Below are 7,571 nucleotides of genomic sequence, written 5' to 3' on the forward strand. Positions count from 1 at the left end.
TAAATTAAATTTTACAAATCTCCATCTTCATGAGTATTTTCTGCTTTGTAATGTCTGTTTTCTCCACCTGTTCCAAAAATATCTTCTGGAGTTTTTCCTTCGTATTGATCATCGCTAAATGATTCTGGTGAACATCCTGCAAAGAAAAATAAACATACCATTGTGAAAATTCCGATTACTTTTTTCATGACTTATTGTTTTAAATTAAAGTTTGTTTTATTGTTTATACAAATCTAAATCATTGAAAACCATTTGGTTTACGGTTCGACCGTACTTATATTACGGGAAAACCGTACATTTTTAATGAGGTTAATGTGCATGAAATAGCAACGGATTCTTATATAATCTGGCTTTGCTAAGCTTTCAGGGCTAAAAACAATCTATTTTCAACTATACGATTAGTCGATAATGATTTTTTCTTAGCTGTATTTTCTTTGAAAAATGAAAAAAGGAAAAGATTTAAAAAAATTTACAGACGGCTACAAACGATTGTAATCGTAAACAAAAGGAAGTAACTGGATAACAGACGACTATAACAAAACTACTGTTGCATCTTTGCCCTGTCGATTGGAAACACCATCGATTTGGCTTGGATAGTCCCAGTCAGTTTTAAAACCATTTAAATTTTATAGTTATGAGTACTTTAAAAAATCACGTACAGTTAATGGGCCACTTAGGCCAGGATCCAGAAGTTGTTAATTTAGACTCTGGAAAGAAATTAGTCAAATTCTCACTCGCTACTAATGAATTCTATTACGATAACAGCGGAGAGAAAGTCACAAACAACTACTGGCACAATATCGTCGCCTGGGGTAAGAACGCCAGTTTTATAGAAACCTACGTCAAAAAAGGGCAGGAAGTCCTACTGAGGGGTAAACTCGCTCCACGTTCCTACGAAACCAAAGACGGCGAAAAACGTTACATCACCGAAATCAATTGTTCGGAGATTGAAACGACATCGAAGAAAGCCTAAGCAAGTTGAATTAATTTTAAAACCCTTACTTGTTTTACTTAAAACAAATAAGGGTTTTTATTATTTCATGACATTAAGAGTGGATTCTGTTCTCTCAAATTATCATTTGTAATGATTAAACTATAGGTTCAATTCATAACACCTTTTTTAAGCGTTTCCTATATCAAAATCTGTATTCTATTTTAAATAGCACATATCTTGGCGGCAATCTATATTCAGCAGTGGAAGAACCTATATCGCTAACTGAGAAGGTTCTGAATTTTTCAGTATTGAACAGATTTTTACCTGAAAGCCCTAGAGTTAATTTGTTTTCTACCAGTTTATAGCGCGCATCAAAGTCTAAGAAATAATAGGTGTTGTCCGTTTCCAAATTCCCAAAATAATAAAGTTCCGATTGGAATTGAACATCAAATTGATCACTGAACACAAACGACAAATCCAAAAAGCTCTCATTATTCGTAAATGAATTATCAATAGTGGTTTGAATTTCTGTAGTTGTCCATTTTGTTCCTATATGGTAATTAAAAACACCTGTAAATCCCGAACGCAACTCCAATCCATAATTATAATTATTTGAGGTGACTTCTCTTAAACCAGAACTATTGACGATATTCTTAAACTCGCTTTTGGTGTAGCCTAAATCCAATTTTAAGTTTGAAGAAATGAACTTAAAATAAAAATCTAAATCTGAATTGATATTAATAAGTTCACGGTCTTTAATAAGTATCTTCTCTGCCTGAGCAAAATTTTGCTGAAGTTGTGTGTTGGTTGAAAAGAAATCGTGGTTTTTATTATATATGATAAATGTATTGGCAAAAAAACGGTCACTCCAATTACCCAATTGATAATTGAACACAAGATTTGAGGCATCTAACTGATTAAAATCGCCTGTTCCTTTAGTAAATGAACGAAAGCCAGTCAAAACAAAATCATCAAACACATCCAACACTCCAGCATTGGTGGTATTATATGAATAGGAAATCATAAACTTGTTTTTATCATTTAATTTCCAGTCCATACCTAAACTTGGATTAATAAATAATGGTTTTTGAGTATCTGATGTGTTTCTATTTTCTAACCGATTAAAAAGCTGATGCGCATCTAATTTTGCTGTTATACCAAAATCTTTGATTTTAAAAAGGTATTTACTTTTGAAGTACAAATCATTCACCTGGTATTTGGTTTGATTTTGATAACCCTCAGGTTGATTAATTATAGAACTGTCTTCCAACAAAGAAAATGTTGTTACCAACTTGTCTTCTCTATACTCATTACCCACCTGCAATTCCAGTAGACCCCCCTTATCTCTTCGGTCAAGCAAATGCGCGTTGATACCTGCAAATTTCATCTGGCTGTTGCTTTGCTGCGAAACATTATTTGCATTATCAAAAGCCGGAAATAACTCTTCATAAAAGAATTCATTAAGACTGTAGTGTTGAGGTGACTCCTCATCGATAAAACGTCCGGTCAATAAGAATACTTTTTTATCCTTGAACTTATTGCTATAACTTATTTTTTGATCAAAAAGGGTGTTTTGATGCTGCAGATTTTCAATCGTGGAATTCCCATTGAAGGTAAGATTGGAAACATCATCAAAATCTCCATTGTTATACTTGGTCGTTGCTTCCAGCATTTTGGTTTTGGAAAAATTATATATAAAATCCAGTTTACCAAAGCCTATCCGTTTTGTGTTACGCAGCTTATAGTCTTCTGTATTGGTAAAACTAGCTCCGCTCACGTTTAAGAAGTCAGTGGAATTTCTAAAAAAATCTGTTTCATCCCAGTTGAAAAACCCAAGTGTTTTTATTTTGAATTTTTCGGTGGGATTAAATATTGCATTGAGTGATAATAACTCGGCATTATTAAAATTGGTTCTGCTTTTTTTAAAGTTAAGCTGACTTGGAGATAAACTTAGAAGTGTATTTACACTTTGATTATCTCCAATACTGGCAGGTTCATTGAATCTGAACGGACGAATCAAACTTTGAATATCTCCAGTCGCATTGTATCCAATACTGTTTAAATTGGTTAAGAAATAATACTTATTCTTTTTACCAAAATTCATCAAATTACCTTTCAATTGATAGAAGCTGTCATTACCAATACTGGTTTCTACATTTCCAAACCAGATGCGTTTGGACTTTTCGTCCAGCTTCAAATTAAGAGCTACCTTATTACTTTCTTCTACCCCTTTTAAAAGCCGGTTGTTGGAGTAGTTTTTTAGCACTTCCACTTCTTCAATGGGATAGGCAGGCATGTTTTTGGATAAAATTTTATAGCCTCGTTCAAAAAGATCATCCCCATCAACCATCAGCTTTTCGATTTCCTGATTACCGACTTTTATGGTTCCTTGATTGTCAACCTGAAGTCCGGGAATTTTCTTAAGCAGATCTTCGACTGTTTGTTCGGTTCCATCCACAAAAAATTTAGTTTTTAAAGAAATGGTATCATTATTTACAGTAATTGGTCGTTCAGATTGTATGATGACTTCATCTAAATCCATTTCTTTTTCTTTCAACACCACATCAATCTTCAGTTCATTTGTATCTGAATTTAAAAAGACAGGAATGGTTTTAGACGCATAACCTAAAGAAGAAAATTGCAGTATGTGCTTTCCTTCCCTTTGACTCTCTAATAGATACTCTCCCGACTTATTGGTGTATGTATACCCTACGATACTTAAACTATCTGATTTTAAAATAACACTGACATTTTCGATTGAATTACCTAAGCTATCCTTTAAACTTCCTTTAATACTAAATGCTTGAGAGAATAAATTTGAGGATACCAAAAATAAAATTGCCAACACTTTAAAATTCTGTCTCAAGAGCATAATCATTAGTTGTATTTACAGTGACTGTTGCTCCTCTAGGAAGTTTAGATTTAATTTTATTCGTTATATCATTTACTGTGCTTTTTTTCAGCTCGATGTATTGCTTCAAACTCATTTGTTTACCATCGGTTGGCACATTTATAGCTTCTTCAGATTTCATTATATTCTTTAAAATAAATTGAATAGTTCCGTCTAAAGAATTAGCTTGAACTATCATTCCATCAAGACCTCTAAATTTCCAGGGGCCAAATTGGTTGATTATTTCAGGTGTAAACAAAACTTTGTAGGTTCTACCTCTAAAAGATCCTGTTGCTTTTAAGCATTGGTAGGGTCCTATTTGTTTGGTTTCTTTAGATATTTGCCACTTAAAATCGGGTAAATCATCTTCTACAATGACATATTCTTTACCGCTATTAAATACGACGTCTCTAAATATCAATTTATCTGAACGGTTATAGTACTGATTACCAATGGAGTCATTAAGCGATATTTTAAAACTCAATTCACCTGACTCATCCTGGGTCAAGTTATTTTCTCCTTGAAAATTAAATATTGATATGGATTCATTCGAATTAAATATATGCTTCACTGGTATAGTTTTTCCTAATCCAACATTGATGTAATCATACTGTGATTCGTAGTTGTTTTGTCCAAAAGAAAAAAACATAAATGAGAGAAAAATGAGAGATATAAAGGTTTTCATAAGTTAAGTTTTGATTTCATCTAATTAGAAAATTGCTTGATTTTAAAAATTATATTTTTGATTTTTTTTCCTGATCTTTACTTATTTAGTACTTTCATGAAAAAAAAGGATATTGTTAGAATTAAAGAATTCATAAGTTTATTTCTCTTCCCATTCGTAAATTTTTTCTATACTCACCCGTTCTGTTTTATTCAATGTTATAGAACCTCCTCTTGAAACCCTAGCTTTCATTCTTTCATCCATTTGTTTCAATTTGTTATCAAATTTTTCGACAATACTTCTATAGGTAACTAACGGTGAATCATACAGTTCTTCTGAAAACTTTAAATTTAATTTTTGATTAAATGGGCTAATAATTTTTATTGCCTTCCAGTGATATTTTAATCCGCTATCTTCATTATAAGCTTCTAAAATTAAGCCTGGTAATCCCTTAAATTTAAAAGGCCCGAATCCGGCTGGGATTTCGGGAGTATAGAATGCAACTATTTTACTACCCCTGAATGTAGTCTTTGCTTCAAAACAAGTAAATGTATTGATCTCTTTAGTCTTGTTTGGGCTCAATTCCCATTGCAGTTTTGGTAAACTATCTACTACAACGATGGTGTTCTCAGTATTTTTGGACTGACTTACAAAATACAAGTAGGGTGAGTCCAGCTGGCTATAATACTTCATAGCATTAACTTTTACTATTTCAGGATTGATTCTGTAGTCATCACCATCCTCGCTATCTATAGTCTTGTCATTCTTCACTTCTATAAAATCAGTGGTATAAAGCGCATTATTGGTATTAGCTATTAAATATTCAGTACTATTGATAGAACCTTTATTGACAGCGTACTCCACATAAATTTTTGAAGATTTATCTTGGCCGTTTGTAAAATGAACTGTAATAAAGGTAATTAAAAGACATATTATATTTTTCATTTGTATCATTTAAATAAAATGAGGCTGACAATATTTTATCAACCCCATCTGTAAAATTAATCTTAACTGTTTAACTCAGCTCGAACTAATCTGGCTTGTAACATCATAGTAGTCTTAGCATATGCTTTACATTCAGTTTCACTTGAGACATTAGCTGTTTGAGTCTAATTTCTAGTTAATACTTCACCAGATACTTGATTTGTAATAGTTATAGTGTAACTAAAAACACAAAGTCAGATTCAAATTCATTAAATTATAGTGTATCTCTAAAATAAAGTTCAAAATCTAAGGTATAACCATTTCTATCATTATCTAAAACAAACCAATCATCGACTGGTGATTTTTTAAGCAAGCTGTGACTCTTTTTAAAATTCAAAGCTCTAACTTTCAATTTTTTAGAATATTTATCATTGCTAATCAATTTAAAACCAATATAAAATTCTTCATTTTTATTGAATTTCAAGGAAAGCCTCGAAAAGTCAATTAATATTTCTTTATCATTTTCAGAAATGTTAAGCATATCAGGGTTTTCAAATAAGTTTATCAAACTATCTTTAGCTTTTCTGAAAATGAGTGGTTTAAGCCTATAATCAGTCAAATTAATCGTAGAATCAGATTTAATAAATAAAACTAAAGTGCTCAAATAACATTTTTTGCAGGTTTTATTTTTGTAATAGGATAAGAAAGTTGCATTTGAGCCTATTATATCCGTGTAGTATTTTTTCTTAGATTTAAACTTAAAGGAGGAATCGTATTCAGGTATCTTTTTAACCTTGACAATTATTTCATCTAATGTTTCAAATTTACGCTTCAGAATAATTGCTTTTTTCTGTTTCAAAATATTCTCTACGCTTAAATTTAAATTTTCATATCCTGAAAGGTCAAAATTAATGATCTCACTTTTATTTTTATAAATTATTGTCGTTTCTCCTTTTTTATTTGAATAATCAAAAGTTTTATTCTTCTGGTTAATTGTTAAAACACCATTGATCGGCTTATAATCGTTTGACTTTATTTTCACTAAAATTGAGTCTTGACCGTTTACTAGGGATGTTATAAAAAAACCTAAAGCTATAATAATTTTATACATTCATAAGATTTTAAAAAATGGGGATATTATATAAAATAAAATCCCCATTAAGTTTTAGTTACAATCTACAGTCATTAAAGTCTTTGAACTACCTACTTTTATCCAAAGTACGTAAGTAACTTCAGTTTTATAAGAACATACACATTAACCACATTGCTCAGTCACAGTATCACTTTCGCTCCCTATAAAAGGACGTACAGAAACGAATTGAACGTTCTCGTATAACCGTCAGTTACGGGATTAAAGTTAATGATTTTCGGTTTGGCACTGACTTTAGGAATTTCGAGTGGATTCGGACGTAGTCGAATCCGCCGTAATTGCGGTTATACATTGTGCCTGTTGCACAACTGAATTTCTTGTAAATATATATAATTGATTGGCATTGAAAAGTTTGGAATTGATTATCTTTAGTAATGCAAGGAAAAAAGGAGTATCAAGAGAAACTGTTCACTCAATTCTTACTCAGTGAACGTGTCCCAGAACACAATTTTTATCGCAGATTAAAGTCGGTTTTGGATTTAGAGGATCTGTATAAATTAACCAAGCCTTATTACGGATCAAGCGGTCAAAAAAGTATTGATCCTGTTGTGTTTTTTAAGTTGTGCTTGGTGGGTTATTTGGAGAACATTATCAGTGATCGGAAACTGATTGAGCATTGCAGTATGCGCTTGGATATTTTGTTCTTTATAGACTACGATATAGACGATGAATTGCCCTGGCATTCTACAATAAGCAGAACTCGTCAGCTTTTTCCAGAAGAGATATTTGAAGAGGTCTTTACCAAAGTTTTACAGATGTGTATTGATAAAGGTATGGTGATCGGTCATACCCAGGCTATAGACTCTGCACCAGTCAAAGCCAATGCTTCTATGGACAGTCTGGAACTCAAAGTACCTAAGCAGGACCTGGAGGGTCATCTTGCAGAAGTTCGCCATATCAGCCACCGAGATAAAGAAGTCTATAGAAAAGCTAAGGAGAATAAAGCTAGCAAAGAGCAACAAAGCATCAGTGCTAATAAACAAGAGCTGGCAGCCCTAAAGTCCAGAAA

The 7,571-nt window shown here is 32.2% G+C and carries 7 protein-coding genes; 2 read left to right on the forward strand and 5 right to left on the reverse strand.

Features of this window, described 5'->3' with window-relative positions; all coding sequences use genetic code 11:
• Positions 1-11 precede the first annotated feature (11 nt).
• Entirely contained in the window at positions 12-188 is a 177-nt protein-coding gene (locus ACFQ0R_RS09140) for a hypothetical protein (protein ID WP_379658058.1), read from the reverse strand.
• 446 nt (positions 189-634) lie between these two features.
• Here ACFQ0R_RS09140 and ACFQ0R_RS09145 point away from each other — a divergent pair, with 446 nt between their 5' ends.
• Positions 635-973: a single-stranded DNA-binding protein gene (locus tag ACFQ0R_RS09145; protein ID WP_379658059.1), complete on the forward strand. Its 339-nt coding sequence runs from the start codon at positions 635-637 to the stop codon at positions 971-973.
• A 163-nt stretch (positions 974-1,136) separates the two neighbouring features.
• Here ACFQ0R_RS09145 and ACFQ0R_RS09150 read toward each other — a convergent pair whose 3' ends face one another.
• The 4 genes from ACFQ0R_RS09150 to ACFQ0R_RS09165 form a co-directional block, all read right to left on the reverse strand.
• Complete coding sequence (locus ACFQ0R_RS09150) at positions 1,137-3,806, reverse strand: carboxypeptidase-like regulatory domain-containing protein (RefSeq protein WP_379658060.1); 2,670 nt, start codon at positions 3,804-3,806, stop codon at positions 1,137-1,139.
• The gene (locus ACFQ0R_RS09155) at positions 3,784-4,509 is read right to left on the reverse strand and encodes a GLPGLI family protein (protein ID WP_379658061.1); all 726 of its coding nucleotides are present in this window, start codon (positions 4,507-4,509) and stop codon (positions 3,784-3,786) included. Before ACFQ0R_RS09155 ends, ACFQ0R_RS09150 begins: the two co-directional genes overlap by 23 nt.
• A gap of 138 nt (positions 4,510-4,647) precedes the next feature.
• The gene (locus ACFQ0R_RS09160; protein ID WP_379658062.1) at positions 4,648-5,433 is read right to left on the reverse strand and encodes a GLPGLI family protein; all 786 of its coding nucleotides are present in this window, start codon (positions 5,431-5,433) and stop codon (positions 4,648-4,650) included.
• Between the two features lie 253 nt (positions 5,434-5,686).
• Positions 5,687-6,523 carry a hypothetical protein gene (locus ACFQ0R_RS09165; RefSeq protein ID WP_379658063.1) on the reverse strand — a complete coding sequence of 279 codons (837 nt, stop codon included), beginning with the start codon at positions 6,521-6,523 and terminating at the stop codon, positions 5,687-5,689.
• A 413-nt stretch (positions 6,524-6,936) separates the two neighbouring features.
• On the opposite strand from ACFQ0R_RS09165, the gene ACFQ0R_RS09170 reads away from it, so the two are divergent.
• Positions 6,937-7,571: transposase (locus ACFQ0R_RS09170; protein WP_379658064.1), on the forward strand; the 635-nt coding region annotated here is incomplete at its 3' end.

It is taken from the genome of Psychroflexus salinarum (assembly GCF_042677225.1).
Taxonomy (GTDB): domain Bacteria; phylum Bacteroidota; class Bacteroidia; order Flavobacteriales; family Flavobacteriaceae; genus Psychroflexus; species Psychroflexus salinarum.